This window comes from Sphingobium sp. MK2 (assembly GCF_040170545.1).
Taxonomy (GTDB): Bacteria; Pseudomonadota; Alphaproteobacteria; order Sphingomonadales; family Sphingomonadaceae; genus Sphingobium.
Window position 1 is genome coordinate 1 of the sequence record NZ_JAZDXA010000039.1, and the last position, 16,670, is coordinate 16,670.

Below are 16,670 nucleotides of genomic sequence, written 5' to 3' on the forward strand. Positions count from 1 at the left end.
CCTCCACCACTCTCTTCCGACCACCCTATCGATAGGGTGACACCCCTCCACCGGCTTCGCCGGTCCCCCTCCCCTATAAGGGGAGGATTTTGGAGCAAATGCCCACCCTAGCGCTTTGTCTGCTCCCTGACCGCCTCGGATGTGTTTGGCATCTTGGCTTGGTCGTAGCGGGGTGAGAATGTCGCGGCCTCAATGAAGCACGCCACGTCAGCGTCGCGCGCCCTCATCCAACTTCTCCCCATCGGGGAGAAGGGGGCGTGGCAAAGGGTCATGCAGGCAGCACCAAACTCGCCTCCAGCCCGCCTTCTGCGCGGTTGGTGAGGCGCAATTCGCCCTGATGTTCGGCCATGATCGCGCGCACCAGCGCGAGGCCTAGTCCGGCCCCGCCGGTTTCGCGATTGCGGGAGCCTTCTAGGCGGGTGAAGGGTTCAAGCATTTCTTCCATCCGGTCCTCGGCGATGCCGGGGCCGTCATCGGCGACGACCAGGCGGATAGAACCTGCTTCGCGCACCACCGACACATGGGCGCGTTCGCCATAGACGATGGCGTTTTCGATGAGGTTGCGCAGGGCGCGGCGTATCTGTTGCGGTCGCACGAAGGCGACGGCGCGGTCGCTTTCGGTCATGTCGACGGGCGATTCCAGTTCGATGAAATCCTCGACCACGGCATCGGCCAGCGCGGCGAGATCGACTTTCTGCACTGCTTCCGTGCTGCGTCCCGCGCGCGCGAGCGAGAGGATATCCTCCAACATCCGGTTCATCTCGTCGATGGTTTCGGACATGCGTGCGCGTTCGGCATCATCCTCGACCGATTCAGCGCGGACACGCAGCGAGGCGAGCGGCGTGCGCAGATCATGGCCGATGGCGCCCAGCATCCGGTCTTTTTCGTCCAGCATGGCGATGATCCGCGACCGCATGGCGTTGAATGCCATGGTGAGGTCGCGCACGTCGCCGGGACCGCGCTCGTCCACGGCATCGGCCGCGCCGGTGCGCGCGAATTGCTGCGCCGATCCGGTCAGTTGCTTCAGGGGGCGCGCGAGCCGACTGCCGATCCAGAGCAGCGGCAGGAGGACGATGACATAGAGAATGAGGGTCTGGCCGATCAGCCAGCCACCAAAGCGGGCCGGGCGATCGCCGCTGCGGGCTTGCGTGACGACCCATTTGCCCGGTTCATATTCGGCCGCCAGCGTCAGCCGCTCGACACGGTGGTCATGCGGCCGTTCGCCATCGGCGCGCACGCGAATCCGCTCCCAGCGGCGCATCGGCATCACCGCGTCGTCCTGCACCACGCGCACGGTCAGGATGCGCAGGCCGATATCCTCGAACATCGCCGCCGCCCGCTTTTCGATGTCCGGGCGGGCTTCGCCTGTCAGTTGCGGCGCGCCCTGCACGAAGCGCGCTCGCATCCGCGCCGGGCCGGGCCGGTCGGGGCGGTTGTCGAGCGCATCGACCACGCGATAGACGGCGGGCGCGGTCTGCGCGGTCAATTGCAGCCGGATGCGCTCACGATAGAGCAGGCCGAAATTGATCGCCTGCGCCACGAACAGCGCCAGCGCGACGAGCGCGATGATCTGTCCGACCAGGCTTTGCGGCCAGAGGCGAAGGTGCTTCACAGTTTGCGCACGTCGGCGGAGAGCGTGTAGCCCCCGCCCCATACGGTCTTGATCAGCGTTGGATTTTTGGGGTCAGGCTCGATCTTCTTGCGCAGGCGGCTGATCTGATTGTCGATCGCCCGGTCGAAGGCGTTGGCCTCGCGCCCCTGGGTGATGTCGAGCAGTTGGTCGCGGCTCAGCACCGAATTGGGGCGGGTGGCAAAGGCCAGCATCAGATTATATTCCGCCGTGGAGAGCGGCAGCGACACACCCTCGCTGTCTACCAGCGTGCGTTCCTGCGTCTTGAGCAGCCATCCGGCGAAACTGTAATTGGCCCCGTCCGGCGCGGTCACCCGCTGGCCGCCGGTGGCGACGCGGCGGAAGATCACCTTGATCCGGGCGACCAGTTCGCGCGGAGAGAAGGGTTTGAGGACATAATCGTCCGCGCCCATTTCGAGGCCCACGATACGGTCGGTTTCTTCGGTGCGGGCCGTGAGCAGGATGACGGGGATTTCGCTGGTCTCGCGAATGTGGCGGCAGAGCGACAGCCCATCCTCGCCCGGCATCATGATGTCGAGGATCACCATATCGATCGCATTGGCGTTGAGGCGAATGCGTGCCTCCGCCGCGCTGTCGACGGCGGTGACGCGAAAACCGTTGCGCGACAGATATTGCGCTAGCGGCTCGCGGATCGAACGCTCGTCATCGACGAGCAAGAGATGGGGTTTTTCGCTCATTGCGCCTGTCTGTCATGGGCGGGAAAAAGTTGGAAGGGCGAAGGCATGGCGGGGGAGCCAGCCTTCGTCCTTCCTAGAGGGTTCACGGTCCGGTTCAGGGGTGGCAGGGGATGCCGGGCCTGACCGTGAACAGGGAGGTGTCACATCAGCCCGCGGGCGGCGGCGGTGCCTTACGATCCTTCCAGGCACCACGCATGGCGTCACGCGCGGCCTTCATTTCATCGGCGGTGACCTTGCCGTCCTTGTTGGTGTCAGCCTTGTCGAACATCGCCATCGGTCCGGCCATGAATTCAGCCTTGGTCACGGTGCCATCCTTGTTCGCGTCGGCGCGGCCGCCCATCATCATGCCGCCCTTGCCGGGGCCGCCATGATGGCGAGCACCCCAGTTGCGACCTTCCGGTCCACCGGGCTTGCCTGCCTCGGCGCGCTTTCCCGACCGGCCGTCCTGCGCGGCGGCCATTTCCGCCTTGCTGATCTGGCCATTCTTGTCGGTGTCCAGCTTGGTAAAGCGGGCGTCGAGGCGCTGGGCGCGCATCGCATCGCGGTCCGCCTGGGTCAGCTTGCCGTCCTTGTCGATATCCATCTTGGCGAAGCGGGCTTCGAGCGCGGCGGTCAGTTCCGCCTTGGTGATCGTGCCGTCCTTGTTGGCATCGGCCATCATCATCATGCCACCGCCACGGCCACCGCGGCCGGGATCATCGCCCGGCTGGGCGAAAGCGACGTGCGAAGCGGCAAGGCCGCCGACAACCAGCGAGCCGAGAGCGACGGTTCCAAAAAACTTGCGGATCATGTCCTGTTCCTTCCAAAGCATCTATACCGAACGACGTGTCGCCGTCCTTGAAGATGCTTATCGGCCCAATTTGTCCCGCAACTATGTCATGGCACGCATGACTTTGTCGCAACGTGTAACAGCCGCGATCAGCCGGAAATCACGGCACGCGCATCTCTGGTCGCGCTTTGGGTGTCGAGCGCCAGCTTCTTGACCTCAGCGGCGACGACGGAAAAGCCCCGGCCCGCCTCACCCGCCCGCGCCGCCTCGATCGAGGCATTGAGCGCCAGCAAATTGGTCTGGCGGGCTATGCCGTCGATCGCATCGACAATACCGCTCACTTCGCTCAGCACCCGTTCGATACTGGCACGGCGATCCCTCTCCTGACGTCCCAGTCGCTGTTCGGCATCCTCGCGCGCGGCTATAGCCTCCTGCTCGGCGCTGATGTCAGTGGCGAATTTTATGATGCCGGTCTGGACGCCATGTTCATCGAACATCGGATTATAGCTGCCCCTGATCCAGATGAGGCGACCATCCCGGTCCTGTCGGCGATAAACGCCAGTGTCGAAATGGCCGGCCCGCAGCCGATCCCAGAAGGCTGCATATTCGGCCGTGCCGGCAAAGCCCGGCTCACAGAACAGGCTGTGCGGCCGCAACTGGATGTCGGCAAAATCATAGTTGAAGAGGGTCAGGAAATTATCGTTGGCCCCGATGACACGGCAGGCCATGTCGAAGCTCACGATCGCCGTTGATCGCTCGATGGCGCGACAGACGGACGAAGTTTCCAATGTTATGCCATGCACGCCCCATACCTCCATTCAGAAGGCATGGGGCATTATTGGTTAACAGTTGGCAAAACATGCGACGAGTTGAAGCCGCAAGCCGATGCCAACCAGATTAGCGGTCGCGCCGTCCCAGCAGACGCAGGCGAAGGGCGTTCAATTTGATGAAGCCCGCCGCATCGCGCTGATCATAGGCACCGGCGTCATCCTCGAAGGTCACGACCTTTTCGCTGTAGAGCGAGTAAGGCGACTTGCGCCCGACGATATAGACGCCGCCCTTATAGAGTTTGAGGCGGACCGTGCCGGTGACCTTTTCCTGGCTATGGTCGATCGCGGCCTGCAGCATCTCGCGCTCCGGCGAGAACCAGAAGCCGTTATAGATGAGTTCGGCGTAGCGCGGGGCGAGTTCGTCCTTCAGATGCGCCGCGCCGCGATCCAGCGTCACCTGCTCGATGCCGCGATGGGCGAGGTGATAGATGGTGCCGCCCGGCGTTTCATACATGCCGCGCGATTTCATGCCGACGAAGCGGTTTTCGACGAGGTCGAGGCGGCCGATGCCGTGCTTGCGGCCATAATCGTTCAGCGTTTCGAGCAAGGTGGCGGGGCTCATGGCGACGCCATTGATCGCGACGCCATCGCCACGCTCGAAATCAATCGTGATATATTCGGGCGCGTCGGGCGCGTCCTCAGGATTCACCGTGCGCGAATAGACATAGTCGGGGACTTCATCCCACGGATCTTCCAGCACTTTGCCCTCGGAGGAGGTGTGCAGCATGTTCGCGTCGGTCGAAAAGGGGCTTTCGCCGCGCTTGTCCTTGGCGATCGGGATCTGGTTCTTTTCGGCGAACTCGATCAGCTTGGTACGGCTGGTCAAATCCCATTCGCGCCACGGCGCGATCACCTTGATGTCGGGCGACAGGGCATAATAGCCGAGTTCAAAGCGGACCTGGTCATTGCCCTTGCCGGTCGCACCATGCGACACCGCGTCCGCGCCAACCATCTTGGCGATCTCGATCTGGCGCTTGGCGATCAGCGGCCGGGCGATCGACGTGCCGAGCAGATAGAGGCCTTCATAGAGCGCGTTGGAGCGCATCATCGGGAAGACATAGTCCGCCACAAATTCTTCGCGCAGGTCGTCGATGAAGATATGCTCTTCCTTGACGCCCATCAGCCGCGCCTTGGCGCGGGCTGGCTCCAGTTCCTCGCCCTGCCCCAGGTCGGCGGTGAAGGTCACCACTTCGCAATTATAGGTCTGTTGCAGCCATTTCAGGATCACGCTGGTGTCGAGGCCACCGGAAAAGGCAAGGACGATGCGGTTGATCTTGTCAGACATAGTGGGCGACTCTTCTGTTCGGGAATGGCGCGGATGATGCGCGCGCCGGTATCAGGCAAGGGGCAAAAGCGCAACCGGAACAGGGGCCGGCGGCCCGGCCTTATTCGAGGGTGCGGTCTTCCCGATAGGCCGCGTCGACCGCCGCCTCCTGCCGCGTGCGCTCGGTATCCTCCGCCTGATGCTGCGCCTTGGTGCGGCCGAACTTCGCGCGGTTGGCGTCGGCCTGCTGCGCCTTGTCCGTGCGGGCCTTTGCCTTGCGCGCCTGGCGCAAATTGATCACGTCACCCATGTCCTGCCCGTCCATTCCTTGTCGTGGTGAAGCATAGGGCGCATGATCGCGACTTGCCAAGCGCCGCCTTTGCGCCGCATGACGAACGTTTCCGTTGTTTCGAGCCAGACTATTCATGACCAGCATTCACGACGTCGCTGCCCTCGCCAAAGTGTCGATCAAGACGGTATCGCGCGTCGTCAATCAGGCCCCCAATGTCAGCGCCGAATTGCGCGAGCGGGTGCAGGCGGCGGTGCGCGAACTGGGTTATCGGCCCAACCAGTCGGCGCGGCGGCTGGCAGGCGGGCGGTCGTTCATGATTGCCTATCTGTACAGCAATCCTGCGCCCGGTTACATCAGCGGCATCCAGTCGGGGGCAGCCGCGCGTTGCCGCGAATTGGGTTATCATCTGGTCGTGGAACCCATTTCGCCGGGCGGCGAGGAGCGGTTCGACGTGCTTGACCGACTGGTGGCGGCCCTGCGCCCCGATGGCGTGCTGCTGGTGCCGCCCCTGTCCGATGATGCAGCGATGCTTGCCCGCCTCGCCGAGTTGCGCCTGCCCTGCGCGCGGATCGCCGGGTCGGTGGTCGGAGCGGGCTTCAATATCCACACCCCCGAACGCGCGGCCGGGCGCATGGTCGCGGACCATTTGATCGCCCATGGCCATCGCCGGATCGGGATCATCACGCCGCCCGCCAAGCACCGATCGGCATTGCGCCGGGTCGAGGGATTTCGCGACGGGCTGGCCGCTGCGGCCGTGCCGGTCGACGAGAGCCTGTTCGTCGGCGGCGGCTTCACCTTCACGTCCGGCATCGCAGCGGGCGAGGCTTTGCTGGCCCTGCCCGAACCGCCAAGCGCGATCTTCGCGACCAATGACGATATGGCGTTGGGCGTTCTGACGCTGGCGCATCAGATCGGTTTGCGGGTGCCGGAGGATCTCTCGGTGGTCGGCTTTGACGATACGCCTGCCAGCCTGACATCCTGGCCACCGCTGACGACGGTGCGCCAGCCGCTGGAGGATATGGGCCGCGCGGTCATCGACGCGCTCGTCAACGGCCCGGCCGACGCGCCGGAATTTCTGTTCACCCTGATGGAACGGGCGAGTTCGGGGCCGAAGCCGGGCTGATTTCAGGGGTTTTCTGTTGGAGCGGGTAGCGGGGATCGAACCCGCATCACAAGCTTGGAAGGCTAGTGCTCTACCATTGAGCTATACCCGCATCACCTTGGCTTAACGCCAGCGTACACCAAGATTTTACAGCATGGTTCACGCCGCTCACCTGATACGCGGGGCGATTGCCATAACTGGATGGCTCTGGTCAACATATACCCGTCGGATATGCGCAACTTTGTCCGGTACCCAGTATTGATGTCCGCAATCTCCCGATTCCTCCACATCGCTTGCCCAACGCAACCTTGCCAGTTGGCCTGCGCTAGCGTCTCAGGCCCATTTTCGGGCCTGAGGGTCAATCACGACCAGGATATCGCCTGCCACCGCTTCCAGAAGGCGCTGGGTCATGCTGCCGATCAGCACGTCGAAAAGGGCGGTTCTGCCATGGCTGCCAATGACAGTCAGGTCCGCCCCCCGGTCACGAACATAGTTCGACAAAAGCCGTTCGGGGATGCCATGTTCGATCAGCGTAGGAATGTGGCGACGCAGCTTTTCGTCCAGCGGGGTGGCGGAGAGAAATTCTTCTCCGCACTCTTTCTCCAGCGCACTCACCTGATCGCGCAATCCGCGTTTGTCGAGAAAGCTGGCGAACGGAACATCATAGCCGTGGAAAAGCGTGAAGGCTGCGTCGGGAAAACAGCCCACGGCGGTCATCAGCGCATGGCGAGAACTTTCCGAGAAATCGGTCGCGACCACAATCTGCCGATAGGGACGGACGGCCCGCCGCTTGACCACGAGCAACGGAACGGAAGAACGTCGAACAAGCTGGTTGACCGTGGTTCCCAGCAGCATGCGGCCAAACGGTTCATCCCGCGCCATGCCTGTGATGATCAGATCGCACCCTTCCCGCTGGGCGATGTCCAACAATTGTGGCGCGGGCTGTCCTTCATCGACGCGGATTTCTATATTCGCACTATCGACACCCAGTTCCCGGCGGATCTGCTGCCTGGCTCTTTCCAGAGGGTCGATGCCGCGTCGCCAGGATGGCAGGGCGGGCGCAGAGATATCATCATCCATGCCATTGGGTTCAACGACATGGGCAATCACCAAGGTCGCATTCCAGCGCTGTGCAAGTTCGACAGCGCGATCAAGCGCCCGGTCGCACCGGCAACTAAGGTCAGTGGCCAGCATGATCTTTCTTGGCGGGTGCAGGGTTTCGATATCGTTCAATGCTGCGCTCCTGGCTTTTTCGGGAGGTTAATAGCGTCCTCCCCTCCTGATTAGAGGCTATGAATAGGCCTTCGCTTCCTTGTCCGCTTTAGCAGATAGACAAGGACCACCCTATCGGTAACACTCCCTATCGCCGCCGGATCTGGCTGCCACGCCCGATTTTGGTCTGAGTTGGCAAAAGCTTAGATGGTAACATACCGGAACATTAGATCATGTCCGAACAGCCTGAAAGCCCCGGCCTGGTGAAGCGTGCCCATCTCGGCGTGCTGATCGCAATGCAACTCGTCATGGCCCTGGAACTCCTGTTCCTTGTCAGAGATGCCCGATGGATGCACGTCTTTCTGGTGGTCAGCGTGATGGCGGCAACCCTTGTTCCGGTTGTTGCGCGCAAACGCCTTCCGGTCGTCATTCCGTCGGAACTTCAACTCCTGGCGATCCTGTTCATCTTCGCCACGCTCTTCCTGGGCGAGGTCAGGGACTATTATGAATGGCTATGGTGGTGGGATCTGGCACTGCATGGCACGGCAGGCCTGCTGCTGGGCCTGCTCGGCTTTCTGATCGTTTACATCCTCAACGAGAATGAACTGGTCGATCTGCGGATGCGTCCATCGTTCATCGCCCTCTTCGCCTTCTTTTTCGGGCTTGGCATCGGGACGTTGTGGGAAATTTTCGAATTTGCGATGGACCAGCTATTCGGGTTCAACATGCAAAAACCGATGCTTGGCGATCCTTCCGGCCTGACCGATACGATGTGGGATCTGATCGTCGATGCGATCGGCGCTGCGGTGATGAGCTTCATCGGATGGCGAACTATGAAGGAACAACGCAAGGGCCGGATCGACAATTGGGTTCGTCGCTTCATCCAGAGGAACCCGCAATTATTTTACCGGGGAAAATAGCACCCTTCCCCTTTTCGGGAGCCCATCGTCGTTTACGCCATACGCATTCTACAATTGCTGCTGACCCTCCTGCTCCAACGAACTGCGGCCGGGCAACGTCTTTGCCATGAGCATCTCCGCCGCGCGGTCGGCGGCATCGACATAGGGTTCCAGCACCAGATCGACCCCGGCCGATGCCAGTTGCGCGCGATCACCGACCAGCCCGGTCGACATCGCCGTCTGGCCCGTGAAGCCCGCTTCGCGAAGGGCCTGGATAAAGACCGGGCCAGTATCATGGCGATTGATGCCGACATCCGTATGGGGAACGGTCAGCACCGCCCATTTCGCTTGCCTGAGCGGCAGGCTCAAAAGAAATTCAGCATCGGACGCATCGCCATAGACCGCCGGTAGCCCTTCCTTTTGCCAGCGAAGAACGGCTTCGGGGCTAAAGTCGACACCAAGGACAGACTTTCCCTCCGCAATCAACCGCCGGCCAATGGTTCCACCATAGCGGCCGATCCCGAACAGGATGATGTCATGACCGGAGGCCATGTCCTTGGTGCCCTCGCCTGCCTCCTGCGCGTTTTTCGTCCTGCGTTCGAAAATGCGAAGATAGGGATCGAACAGCCTGAAAAGCTGATGGGAATAGGTGATCATATAGGTGGATGCGGCGATCGTGATCAGGCCGACCAATGTCACAAGGCCCAGCGCCTCTGTGGAAACATGGCCCAGCGTCACGCCCATCGCCATAAATATGAGCGAGAATTCGCTGATCTGCGCGACCGTCAGCCCAGCCAGGAACCCCGTGCGGCGGCGATAGCCGAGGGCACCCATGATAGCGACCACGATCAACGGATTTCCGATGAGAACGAACAGCGAGAGGATGATCGCTTCGACGCTGCTTTTCCCCAGATTGGCGATATCCAGGCTCGTTCCAAGCGAGATGAAGAAAAAGAGGAGCAGGAAATCCCGAAGCGGGGACAGGCGTGCCGCTATGGCATCGCGAAAGGGCGTAGAGGCCAAAGCGACACCGGCCAGCAGACCGCCCAATTCCTTACCGAAGCCAAAGGCATCGCCCATTGCCGCAAAGATCGCCGCGAGAGCAATGGAAAAAGCGATCAACAGTTCGGGCACCCGCGCCAGACGCTCGGTCAGGGGGTCCGCGACATAGCGAATGAAGATCAGCACCAGGGCAAGCAATGCGAGGCCCGCGCCGAAGATCGCCGCGATATCGCTCGTCGATGCCTCGTCCCGCCCCCCGACGCCGACAGCCGAAAGGACGATCATCGCCAACACCACCACCAGATCCTGCACGATCAGGAAGCCGAGAGCGATCCGGCCATGCAGCGCGTCGATCTCGCGCTTGTCCGACAGGAGTTTGACGATGATGATGGTGCTGGAAAATGTCAGCGCAACGGCGATATAAATGCTGGTGCGCGCGTCCAGCCCCATGGCGAGGCAGATCAAAAACCCGAAAATCGATGTGAACGCCACCTGCCCCAGACCCGTCGCAAGGGACACCGGACCAAGCGTGCGGATGAGCTTTACGTCCAGCTTGATGCCGACAAGGAACAGAAGGACGGCGACGCCCAGTTCGGCGAGCAGATGGATGGCTTCGGTGGAACGGGCAATGTCGAACCCTGACGGACCTGCCGCTATTCCAACAGCGATGAAGCTGACGATAAGTGGCTGACGAAACAGCGCACCGACAAGCCCAACCCCCGCCGCCAACACCAGCAGAGCGGCGATTTCGTTAAAAACCGAGCCCGTGATCCATTCCGTGAACATTCACTCTCCCTTGCCTATGGCATACTTCTCTCGCATCGGCGCAGCCACGGCAAGTAAAGCCGGTGATCGCGACTAAATTGGGATTCGACACGGGGCGCTATGCCCAGCGCAAAAATATGCAGGGACATCATCGAGCGGGCGTCGCCAAGATCGCGCTTACACCCGATAGGCATTTCCTCTATCAGGCGGGGATGGACACACCATCCCTGCGCCAACTGGACCTTTTCGCGCAGATGGTGGCGGCAGGTAATTTGTCGCGCTGTGCCAGTGATATGGGCCTGTCCGCCGAACAGGTCGCGCGTGATCTGGCGTCGCTGGAAATGCGGCTGGGCTATCGGTTGTTCGAGGATCTGGAGGGCGCGGCCCGGTTGACCCCGGCAGGGCGTAAGACCGCCGAGGCAATGACCCTATTATCGCAGGATGCCAGCGACGATTGGGATCGCCCGGCACTTGTTCCCTTGCCCCCCGCCATCTCGCCTCCACCTGCCCCGGCCACCCCCGAACCGCCGCGCCGCACCATTTTACTGGCTGCGCCTGCACCCGTGTTCGGCCATTTGCAGGATGCGCTGGCCACTTTTGAAGCCGCCAACGAAGATATCGCGATCGCGCTGGACCTGCATGTCCAATCAGCGGAGGACGCCGATACAGCGCTCAGGCGCGGACGCGCGGATATCGCCTATTTCTACGCGCTCGGCGCGCCAGAGGATTTTCCATCGCGCTATGGTTGGTCGGAGCCAGTCAATATCTATGCGGGGACGGAGCATCCGCTTGCGCGGTCGCCCAGCGTATCACGCGCCGATCTGGCGGCAACGCCAATGCTGGCGATGGAACGCGACAATGCCATGCGGGGCGTGATCGAAGCCGCGCTCGCCAGAGCAAAAGCCCAAACCGGGCCCATAGCGCTGGAAAGCGACAATATGGCGTCCATCATGGCGTCCTTGCGCGACGGCGTCGGGCTGTTCGCGGCCTTTGGCCCGCTCGCGCGGGATTTGGGCCGTATGGAAGGCATAAAGAGGCTCGCGCTCGACATGCCACTGCCCGCCATCGAGGTTCGACAGGCCATTCGGCCCGATGCAGCCGATATTCCGGCCGTTGAGGCGCTGGCGGACTTCCTGTTCCTCTAAAGACACAGCTTCTGCCAAATTGATGGTGCATTGCGGTAGAAAAATACGCCGCCATGTTGATATGCTATATCATCTTGGTTACGAAGTCTCATCCCCTTCGTTACCAAGGATGACCATCGTCAATGTCTCGTCTCCTCCCCCTGCGCGCCGGTTGCGCCCTGTCTGCCCTGTGCATCACCCCCGCAGCCCTTGCTCAGGGCGTAGATATGGCCCCGCAAGCCGCTGACCAGGCCTATCATGACAATCGCGCCGACATCATCGTCACGGCCCTGATCCCCCGGCGGCAGGGCGACATATTGTCGGGCACCACGGTTCTGACCGGCGACAAGCTGACCCAGCAGATGCGGACGACCATCGGCGAGACGCTGGCGCGGCAGCCGGGCGTGTCGGCGACGTCCTTCGGTCCCAATGCGTCCCGCCCGATCCTGCGCGGGTTTCAGGGGGAGCGGGTGCGCATCCTGACCGATGGGATCGGCAGTTTCGACGTATCCAATACCTCGGTCGATCATGCGGTGGCGATCAATCCGTTGACCGCCGACCGGATCGAGATATTGCGCGGTCCTGCTGCCCTGCTCTACGGATCATCGGCGATCGGCGGCGTGGTCAATGTGATCGACAGTCGCATTCCACGCCGAGTCCCCGACGAACCCGTGCATGTCGAAGGGCTGGCCACCTATGGCAGCGCCGCCAATGAGCGGACCGTGAGCGGCGAGATCGAAGCCCCGCTGTCCGAAAATTTCGTGGTTCATGTCGATGGTAGCTGGAGCAAGAGCGACGACCTGCGCACCGGCGGCTATATCCTCTCCAAGCCGTTGCGCGCGCTGGCGGCAGAATCGGACGATGCCGAAATCCGCGAAGACGGCATGTTGAAGGGCAAGCTGCCCAACACGGCCGCCAAGACATGGGAAGTGGCCGGTGGCTTTGCCTATGTTGGCGAAGGCGGCAATCTGGGCGTGTCGGTGTCGCACACCCGAAACCGCTATGGCGTACCATCGCGGATCGACGTGTCGGAGCATCATGATGACCATGATGACGAGGATCATGACCACGATCATGACGAAGAGGGACACAGCCATGAGGATGTGACCCTGTCCATGCGCCAGACCCGCGCCGATATGCGCGGTGAAGTGGCGACCGGCGGCGGGTTCCTCGACAGCATCCGCCTGCGCGCGGGCTGGGCCGATTATCGGCACCAGGAAATCGAGCCGACGGGCGAAGTCGGCACGACGTTCAAGAACCAGTCGATGGAAAGCCGCCTGGAATTCATCCAGGCCAAGCGCGGCGGCTGGGACGGGGCGTTCGGCGCGCAATTCTTCACCCGCCGTTTCCAGGCCGATGGCGAAGAAAAATTCCTGCCCAAGAACCAGACCAACCAATTGGGCGTCTTCACGTTGCAGTCGCTCGATCTGGGCGATACGCGGCTGGAAGCAGGGGCGCGCTATGAACATACCGACCTCAAGGCCGATCCCGACGACGATCTGTTCGTCGATGGGCGTCAGCGCAGCTTCAATGCCCTGTCCGGCTCGCTGGGCATCAGCCAGGCGATCATGCCGGGCTGGCGTGCGGGCCTGAACCTGTCGCGCAGCGAGCGCGCGCCGTCGGCGGAGGAATTGTTCGCGCGGGGCAATCATGCCGGGACGCAGGCTTTTGAACTGGGCAATCCCGATTTCGGCAAGGAACGCAGTTGGGGTGTGGAAGGCACGTTGCGCGGCGCGGGCGAAGGCTACAGCATCAGCCTGTCCGCGTTCCACAATTGGTTCGACGGTTATATCTATGACGCGATCGTCGATGACAGCGTGTGCCAGGCGGCCAATGGCGGGGCGGAACTGGAATTCCCCTGCTTCGCCTATGCCCAGGCCGATGCCCGCTATTATGGGTTCGAGGCGGAAGCGTCGGTCAAGCTGGCGCAGGTCGGTAGCTATGCGATCAATGTCGATGGTGTCGCCGATTATGTGCGCGCGCACATCAAGGGCAATGGCCCGGCCCCGCGCATTCCGCCGCTGCGGCTATTGGGCGGACTGGAAGCGCGTGGCGAGCGGCTGTCGGCGCGGGCCGAGATCGAACATGCCTTTGCGCAGGAGCGGATCGCCGATTATGAGACCTCGACCGACGCCTATACGCTGGTCAATGCGTCGCTGTCGTTCAAGCCGATTGCTGGCAATGATCGCACCACATTGATGCTGTCGGCCAATAATATCTTCGATGTCGAGGCGCGGCGGCATGCCAGCGTGCTCAAGGATTTCGCGCCGCTCGCCGGGCGCGACATTCGGGTTACGGCACGCTTTTCACTGTAATCCCGAACAGGGGCGCGGGCGGGTGATCCCGCGCCCCTGATTGGCCGGACGTTACGCGACGCGACCAAGCCGGTGATAGAGATTGGCATATTTGACCGATTCGGGCTGGTCCTGAACCTCGCGCAGATAATGGGCGATGGCAGTGCGGATCAGGCCGAAATCCTCCTGCGAGAAGACCGCGCGTGAACGGGCGGGCTGGGGATGGCCGGTGGTGTCGGTGGTCATGTCCTTGTCCTTTCAGATGCGCCGTTCATCGGCTTGCGTACAGCGATACGGACAAGGGTCGGCCATTATAAGGACGGTTAGTGGCCGCGTGTCATGATTAGATTTGGTATAATTGTCATTCTATGACAGTATGACCATATGGCAGAACTGACCGATCGCAAACTCTATCTTGGCCCCAAGTTGCGCGTGTTGCGCCGGGAACTGGGCCTCAACCAGACGCGCATGGCCGAGGAATTGGGGGTTTCTCCCAGCTATCTCAACCATTTGGAGCGCAACCAGCGACCGTTAACGGCGCAGATGCTGCTGCGGCTGGCCAATACCTATGACATCGATATTCGGGACTTCACCGCGTCCCCGGCCGAGGGTGGCCCTGGTGAACTGAGCGAAATTTTGTCCGATGCGCTGGTCCGGGACATTGGAATCGCGCGCGACGAGGTGCTGGAGGTCGCGGAAAATTATCCGGGTGTGTCCGAAGCGCTGGCCCGATTCTATCGTGCGCTGACCGATTTGCGGCGCTTGCCGGGCGAGGCGGTCGCGGGGGCGCGCGGGCCTGCCCCGCTGGTCGCGCCGGTCGACTGGTTGCGCGAGATGATCGCGCGGGCGGGCAATCATTTCGCGGAGATCGATGCGGGCGCGGAAAGCCTGGCCGCGGCGATGAGCGACGATCCGGCGCTGTTGCAGGCGGAATTGCGCGCGCGGTTGAAGGAGCGACATGGCATGGCGGTGCAGGTGGTGCGCGCCGATGTGCTGGCGGGGACGCTGCGCCATTATGACATGCACCGGCGGCGGCTGATGCTGAACGAGCGACTGCCCGCGTCGGGGCGGCTGTTTGCCATCGCCTATCATCTGTGCGCGCAGGAACTGGCCGAAGCGATCGCGGCGCAGGTGGCGCGCGCCGCGCCGCCCGATGAGGATAGCCGCCGCATCGCCACCATGGCGCTGACCAACTATGCCGCCGCTGCCCTCATCATGCCCTATGACCGTTTTCGTCAGGCGTGCGAGCAGAGCCGCCACGACCTGGCCCTGCTGCGTGATCGATTTGGGGTGTCGACCGAACAGCTCGCGCATCGGCTGACCAGCCTGGGGCGCACGGGCGCGCGGGGCATCCCCTTCTTCATGGTCAAGATGGACCGGGCAGGGCTGGTGTCCAAGCGGTTCGATGGCGAGGCCTGGCCCTTTGCCCGCTATGGCGGGGCGTGTCCGCGCTGGGACGCTTATGACGCGGCGGCGAGCGAAACGGTGGCGTGCCAGTTGATCGAGACGCTGGACGGGCGGCGCTTCGTCACGCTGGCGATGGGGATAGCGGGCGCACCGGGGGCGCGCGGCCGATCGGTGATCGCGATCGGGTGCGAGGCGAAACATGGGGGGCGGATCGTCCATGCCGACGGCATCGACCCGGACAAGGACGGCGCGACGGAAGTGGGGCCGACCTGCCCGCTGTGCGAACGGCGCGCCTGCGCGGACCGGGCGTTGCCGCCGGTGACGCGGGCGCTGGATTTGCACAGCTATGAACGCACGGTCGCGCCGTTTCCGTTTCGGCGGGTTTGAGGGCGCGACAGGAGACAGTTAGGAACCGATCGCCACGGATGCCGCCTTTGACCCCATCAACTCGCGCGCGAGGGCGATGAAGGCGGCGAAAGCCGCTGAAGGGTTTCGGCGGTTGGGATAATAGAGGCACAGGGGCGCGAGCGGCGGCGTCCAATCCTCCAGCACACGAATGAGTCGCCCTGCGGCAATGTCCGCGTGCACATCGGATTCCATGAAATAACCAATGCCGACATCGCCCAGGACAGCTATCCGTGAAAGACTGGCCTCATCCAGAGTGATTGGCCCCTTAACATCGATCTGGACCGGCTGCCCATCCTTTTCAAATTGCCAACGGAACAGCGCGCCATTGGGCAATCGAATACGAATACAGGCATGTCCGAGCAGGTCGGGCGGCCGATGCGGCCGACCATGGGTTTTGAGATAAGCCGGCGAAGCGACCACGGCGTAGCTGCGAGCCGGCCCCACAGGAAGCGCGATCATATCGGTGGGAACAAGGTCTGCATTGCGCACGCCGAGATCAAAACCATCGGCAACAATATCGACCAGTCGCCCCTCCGTGACGAGATCGACATGCACCTGGGGATAGCGCCGGAGGAATTCGATAAGAAGCGGCATGACGATGGTACGCGCCGCCGTTGAAAAGGCATTGATACGCAGCGTGCCGGAGGGCGTCGCCTGCTGCGACCGGGCCGCATCCATTGCATCATGAATGTGCCGGAGCGCCGGACCGACCTGATCCACGAAATGGCGGCCGGCGTCTGTCAGCGACACGCTGCGGGTCGTGCGGTTGAACAGGCGGATGCCCAGTTGCCGTTCCAGTTTGCCGATGGCGTTGCTCAATGCCGTAGTGGACAGGCCAAGTTCCAGCGCCGCAGCGCGAAAGGATCCTCGTCGCGCAATGGCAATGACGGCGTCCAGATCAATCAGACCATCCCGACTCATTGTCCCGCTTTCCGTAATAGCACGTCTTACTTTATCCCGATTATCAGCGAGAT

The 16,670-nt window shown here is 62.3% G+C and carries 15 protein-coding genes and 1 tRNA gene; 5 read left to right on the forward strand and 11 right to left on the reverse strand.

The annotated features are described in order from the left end of the window. Positions 1 to 268: 268 nt before the first annotated feature. The 6 genes from V2I08_RS15785 to V2I08_RS15810 form a co-directional block, all read right to left on the reverse strand. Positions 269 to 1,612: an ATP-binding protein gene (locus tag V2I08_RS15785; RefSeq protein WP_349635939.1), complete on the reverse strand. Its 1,344-nt coding sequence runs from the start codon at positions 1,610 to 1,612 to the stop codon at positions 269 to 271. After that, positions 1,609 to 2,328 carry a response regulator gene (locus V2I08_RS15790; RefSeq protein ID WP_006956807.1) on the reverse strand — a complete coding sequence of 240 codons (720 nt, stop codon included), beginning with the start codon at positions 2,326 to 2,328 and terminating at the stop codon, positions 1,609 to 1,611. Before V2I08_RS15790 ends, V2I08_RS15785 begins: the two co-directional genes overlap by 4 nt. 145 nt (positions 2,329 to 2,473) lie before the next feature. Then, on the reverse strand, positions 2,474 to 3,118 hold the full coding sequence (locus V2I08_RS15795; protein WP_349635940.1) for a calcium-binding protein: 645 nt from the start codon (positions 3,116 to 3,118) through the stop codon (positions 2,474 to 2,476). Positions 3,119 to 3,246: 128 nt separating this feature from the next. After that, positions 3,247 to 3,915 (reverse strand): methyl-accepting chemotaxis protein, encoded by a 669-nt coding sequence (locus V2I08_RS15800; protein ID WP_349635941.1) that lies wholly within the window; start codon positions 3,913 to 3,915, stop codon positions 3,247 to 3,249. A gap of 79 nt (positions 3,916 to 3,994) precedes the next feature. Next, entirely contained in the window at positions 3,995 to 5,212 is a 1,218-nt protein-coding gene (locus V2I08_RS15805; protein ID WP_349635942.1) for an argininosuccinate synthase, read from the reverse strand. A 100-nt stretch (positions 5,213 to 5,312) separates the two neighbouring features. Beyond that, positions 5,313 to 5,501, reverse strand: coding sequence for a DUF4169 family protein (locus V2I08_RS15810; RefSeq protein ID WP_349635943.1), 189 nt, complete (start codon positions 5,499 to 5,501; stop codon positions 5,313 to 5,315). A 115-nt stretch (positions 5,502 to 5,616) separates the two neighbouring features. On the opposite strand from V2I08_RS15810, the gene V2I08_RS15815 reads away from it, so the two are divergent. Continuing rightward, entirely contained in the window at positions 5,617 to 6,606 is a 990-nt protein-coding gene (locus V2I08_RS15815; protein ID WP_349635944.1) for a LacI family DNA-binding transcriptional regulator, read from the forward strand. A gap of 17 nt (positions 6,607 to 6,623) precedes the next feature. Here the strand turns inward: V2I08_RS15815 and V2I08_RS15820 are convergent. Together V2I08_RS15820 and V2I08_RS15825 are read right to left on the reverse strand one after the other, a co-directional pair. After that, positions 6,624 to 6,697, reverse strand: a tRNA-Gly gene (locus tag V2I08_RS15820). A 221-nt stretch (positions 6,698 to 6,918) separates the two neighbouring features. Next, positions 6,919 to 7,818, reverse strand: coding sequence for a universal stress protein (locus tag V2I08_RS15825; RefSeq protein WP_349635945.1), 900 nt, complete (start codon positions 7,816 to 7,818; stop codon positions 6,919 to 6,921). A 212-nt stretch (positions 7,819 to 8,030) separates the two neighbouring features. Between V2I08_RS15825 and V2I08_RS15830 the strand changes: the two genes are divergently transcribed. Next, a complete protein-coding gene (locus V2I08_RS15830; protein ID WP_349635946.1) occupies positions 8,031 to 8,717 on the forward strand; it encodes a hypothetical protein in 687 nt (228 codons plus the stop codon). Positions 8,718 to 8,765: 48 nt separating this feature from the next. Here the strand turns inward: V2I08_RS15830 and V2I08_RS15835 are convergent, their stop codons facing one another. Further along, the gene (locus V2I08_RS15835; RefSeq protein ID WP_349635947.1) at positions 8,766 to 10,484 is read right to left on the reverse strand and encodes a cation:proton antiporter; all 1,719 of its coding nucleotides are present in this window, start codon (positions 10,482 to 10,484) and stop codon (positions 8,766 to 8,768) included. A 191-nt stretch (positions 10,485 to 10,675) separates the two neighbouring features. Here V2I08_RS15835 and V2I08_RS15840 point away from each other — a divergent pair, with 191 nt between their 5' ends. Beyond that, positions 10,676 to 11,608, forward strand: a complete 933-nt coding sequence (locus tag V2I08_RS15840) for a LysR family transcriptional regulator (protein ID WP_349635983.1) — start codon at positions 10,676 to 10,678, stop codon at positions 11,606 to 11,608. 122 nt (positions 11,609 to 11,730) lie between these two features. Beyond that, positions 11,731 to 13,902: a TonB-dependent receptor gene (locus tag V2I08_RS15845; protein ID WP_349635948.1), complete on the forward strand. Its 2,172-nt coding sequence runs from the start codon at positions 11,731 to 11,733 to the stop codon at positions 13,900 to 13,902. A gap of 51 nt (positions 13,903 to 13,953) precedes the next feature. Here V2I08_RS15845 and V2I08_RS15850 read toward each other — a convergent pair whose 3' ends face one another. Next, entirely contained in the window at positions 13,954 to 14,127 is a 174-nt protein-coding gene (locus V2I08_RS15850) for a hypothetical protein (protein WP_310223223.1), read from the reverse strand. A gap of 138 nt (positions 14,128 to 14,265) precedes the next feature. On the opposite strand from V2I08_RS15850, the gene V2I08_RS15855 reads away from it, so the two are divergent. Further along, the gene (locus tag V2I08_RS15855) at positions 14,266 to 15,675 is read left to right on the forward strand and encodes a short-chain fatty acyl-CoA regulator family protein (RefSeq protein ID WP_349635949.1); all 1,410 of its coding nucleotides are present in this window, start codon (positions 14,266 to 14,268) and stop codon (positions 15,673 to 15,675) included. Positions 15,676 to 15,693: 18 nt separating this feature from the next. On the opposite strand, the gene V2I08_RS15860 is transcribed toward V2I08_RS15855, so the two are convergent. Next, positions 15,694 to 16,617: a LysR family transcriptional regulator gene (locus tag V2I08_RS15860; RefSeq protein WP_349635950.1), complete on the reverse strand. Its 924-nt coding sequence runs from the start codon at positions 16,615 to 16,617 to the stop codon at positions 15,694 to 15,696. Positions 16,618 to 16,670: the final 53 nt, after the last annotated feature.

What these genes read in the sequence shown, in the direction of transcription:
- V2I08_RS15790 (WP_006956807.1), bottom strand. Translation starts at nt 2,328, where the DNA reads ATGAGCGAAAAACCCCATCTCTTGCTCGTCGATGACGAGCGTTCGATC.
- V2I08_RS15845 (WP_349635948.1), top strand. Translation starts at nt 11,731, where the DNA reads ATGTCTCGTCTCCTCCCCCTGCGCGCCGGTTGCGCCCTGTCTGCCCTG.
- V2I08_RS15795 (WP_349635940.1), bottom strand. Translation starts at nt 3,118, where the DNA reads ATGATCCGCAAGTTTTTTGGAACCGTCGCTCTCGGCTCGCTGGTTGTC.
- V2I08_RS15855 (WP_349635949.1), top strand. Translation starts at nt 14,266, where the DNA reads ATGGCAGAACTGACCGATCGCAAACTCTATCTTGGCCCCAAGTTGCGC.
- V2I08_RS15830 (WP_349635946.1), top strand. Translation starts at nt 8,031, where the DNA reads ATGTCCGAACAGCCTGAAAGCCCCGGCCTGGTGAAGCGTGCCCATCTC.
- V2I08_RS15800 (WP_349635941.1), bottom strand. Translation starts at nt 3,915, where the DNA reads ATGGAGGTATGGGGCGTGCATGGCATAACATTGGAAACTTCGTCCGTC.
- V2I08_RS15805 (WP_349635942.1), bottom strand. Translation starts at nt 5,212, where the DNA reads ATGTCTGACAAGATCAACCGCATCGTCCTTGCCTTTTCCGGTGGCCTC.
- V2I08_RS15815 (WP_349635944.1), top strand. Translation starts at nt 5,617, where the DNA reads ATGACCAGCATTCACGACGTCGCTGCCCTCGCCAAAGTGTCGATCAAG.
- V2I08_RS15835 (WP_349635947.1), bottom strand. Translation starts at nt 10,484, where the DNA reads ATGTTCACGGAATGGATCACGGGCTCGGTTTTTAACGAAATCGCCGCT.
- V2I08_RS15850 (WP_310223223.1), bottom strand. Translation starts at nt 14,127, where the DNA reads ATGACCACCGACACCACCGGCCATCCCCAGCCCGCCCGTTCACGCGCG.
- V2I08_RS15840 (WP_349635983.1), top strand. Translation starts at nt 10,676, where the DNA reads ATGGACACACCATCCCTGCGCCAACTGGACCTTTTCGCGCAGATGGTG.
- V2I08_RS15810 (WP_349635943.1), bottom strand. Translation starts at nt 5,501, where the DNA reads ATGGGTGACGTGATCAATTTGCGCCAGGCGCGCAAGGCAAAGGCCCGC.
- V2I08_RS15860 (WP_349635950.1), bottom strand. Translation starts at nt 16,617, where the DNA reads ATGAGTCGGGATGGTCTGATTGATCTGGACGCCGTCATTGCCATTGCG.